The organism is Blautia sp. AF14-40, assembly GCF_003479665.1.
Taxonomy (GTDB): Bacteria; Bacillota; Clostridia; order Lachnospirales; family Lachnospiraceae; genus Fusicatenibacter; species Fusicatenibacter saccharivorans.
Window position 1 is genome coordinate 870 of record NZ_QUHK01000082.1, and the last position, 1,873, is coordinate 2,742.

General features: G+C 54.7%; 4 protein-coding genes and 1 pseudogene. 3 read left to right on the top strand and 2 right to left on the bottom strand.

Annotated features, from left to right (window positions below; translation table 11 throughout):
- A pseudogene (locus DWW13_RS19610) lies at positions 1–608 on the top strand (MobQ family relaxase); the annotation flags it as partial.
- Between the two features lie 107 nt (positions 609–715).
- Here DWW13_RS19610 and DWW13_RS18230 read toward each other — a convergent pair.
- Both DWW13_RS18230 and DWW13_RS18235 read right to left on the bottom strand, forming a co-directional pair.
- On the bottom strand, positions 716–1,006 hold the full coding sequence (locus tag DWW13_RS18230; RefSeq protein WP_002596328.1) for a type II toxin-antitoxin system YafQ family toxin: 291 nt from the start codon (positions 1,004–1,006) through the stop codon (positions 716–718).
- On the bottom strand, positions 1,003–1,281 hold the full coding sequence (locus tag DWW13_RS18235) for a type II toxin-antitoxin system RelB/DinJ family antitoxin (RefSeq protein WP_005924829.1): 279 nt from the start codon (positions 1,279–1,281) through the stop codon (positions 1,003–1,005). The genes DWW13_RS18230 and DWW13_RS18235 overlap by 4 nt, the downstream gene beginning before the upstream one ends.
- A gap of 106 nt (positions 1,282–1,387) precedes the next feature.
- On the opposite strand from DWW13_RS18235, the gene DWW13_RS19145 reads away from it, so the two are divergent.
- Both DWW13_RS19145 and DWW13_RS18240 read left to right on the top strand, forming a co-directional pair.
- Positions 1,388–1,564, top strand: coding sequence for a hypothetical protein (locus DWW13_RS19145; RefSeq protein ID WP_009296691.1), 177 nt, complete (start codon positions 1,388–1,390; stop codon positions 1,562–1,564).
- Positions 1,545–1,873, top strand: a 329-nt coding sequence (locus DWW13_RS18240; protein ID WP_118720802.1) for a cysteine-rich VLP domain-containing protein, incomplete at its 3' end; no start/stop codon positions are given. The genes DWW13_RS19145 and DWW13_RS18240, both read left to right, overlap by 20 nt.

Here is a 1,873-nt window from a genome sequence, read left to right on the forward strand (position 1 = left end):
CCGAAACGGAAAAACCACAAACACAGCAAAGCAGCTTGACAGCTTTGTGGGAGGCCCAGCAGCAGTTGAACGCTCCCCGCACCCGCACCGGAAAAATCCGGGCCTTGCAGGAAAGCGCTGCGCTGTTCAGCTTTTTGCAGGCAAACGGCATCCAGTCTATGCAGCAGCTTCATGAAAAAATCGCTGATATGAACAGCCGTTCCTATGACCTGCGCGGAAAGATCGTCAAGGCCGAGCGCCGGATCACTACCCTTACCGAGCGCGGGGAGATGTGGGAACAGTACAACCAGTACAAGTCCATTCACAAGCAGCTTGCCAAAGTAAAGCCGGAAAAACGGGAACAGTTTGAACAGCGCCACAGCCGGGAACTGATTCTGTATGACGCAGCGGCCCGGTATCTGAAAGAATTGAAAGACAGCGACGAGGCAATCCCCCCAAAGGCATGGCAGCTGGAAATTAACCAGCTGGCCGCTGGAAAGCAGACGGACACGCTTGCCATGAAAGCCATGCGGGAGGATTTGAAAGCAGTGGAACGGCTCCGCAAAACCGCCGAGCAGCTGTCCAGACAGGAACGGGACAAGTCTCACGACCGGGAGCCGGAGCGGTAAGGGCTACCGCGTTTTGGCGTACCCCTTTTAGGTGCGTCGCGTTTCACGACACCCTTTTGCGCACAGAAAAACCGCCGTACAGGTTTCCCCATACGGCGGCAGTCGGTTTATTTGCCGAACAAGTCGCTGTGTGTGCCGGTGCGGGCCAGCGTCAGCACCAGAACATCATCTTCTATGCGGTAGACAAGCAGCCAGTCCGGGAGAATGTGACATTCCCGATGGCCTGCCCAATCGCCGGACAGGTCATGGTCACGGTTCTTATCCGGCAGCGGTTCGCCCATCGCCAGCAACGCTACGACCTGCTCCAGCAGTTCGATCTTCAAGCCACGCTTGATGGCTCGTTTGTAGTCTTTTTTGAAACTGGTCGTGTACTTGACGGTATATTTGGTTTCTTTCATCTTTTCAGGTCAGCAAACAACTCGTCAAGGTCATTGTAGCCCTTTACAGACGGGTCTTTTGCAATCCTTTCCGCTTCCAGCATGGCAGCAACCGTTTCTTTGTTCGGCTGTTCCAGCCTTACTTCAAAGGGAATGCCGCCTTCACGAAGCGACTGGCGCACAAAGATGTTAAACGCCGTAGTCAGGTTCATGCCAAGTTCAGTAAACAGTGCGTCCGCCTGCGCTTTCAAATCTGCGTCCATGCGGATACTGATGTTTGTGGTATTTCCAGCCATACGATCAACCCCTTTCTGCTGGCAATTATAGTATATGCTATTTGCACGAAGAAAACAATACTTTGCACGAATATTTAACAATAAATTCATTGAAGGAGGTCACTGTATGAAGCAAATTATTTTGCCCGTCACTATCCACCTGAATATCCGCCTGCCCCTTGCCCTCTTGCAGCCGGAATCGGCAGACGCGCCCACCGGCCCGGAGCCGGAGGCCCATGCCTGCCAGGGCTGCGGCAACTGCGGCGGGTGTGGGAAGTGCCAGCATGAAAAAAAGCAAGCCTGAACCCGTCCCCGTCATGGACTACCGCCAGTACCGCAGAGCGCGGCGGCTGGTACATGAGTGCTGCAACTATGACGGCGGCCACTGTATCGCCCTGGACGATGGGGAGGAATGTGTCTGTGTCCAGTCTATTTCCTACTCCCTGTTGTGCAGGTGGTTTCGGGCGGCGGTATTGCCGCAGGATAAGGAACTGGAAACGGCGCTGTTCCACCGGCTGAATGCTAAGAAATGCTCCGTATGCGGGGCGCTGTTTACCCCCGGTTCCAACCGAGCCAAATACTGCCCGGAATGTGCCGCACGCATGAAGCGGAT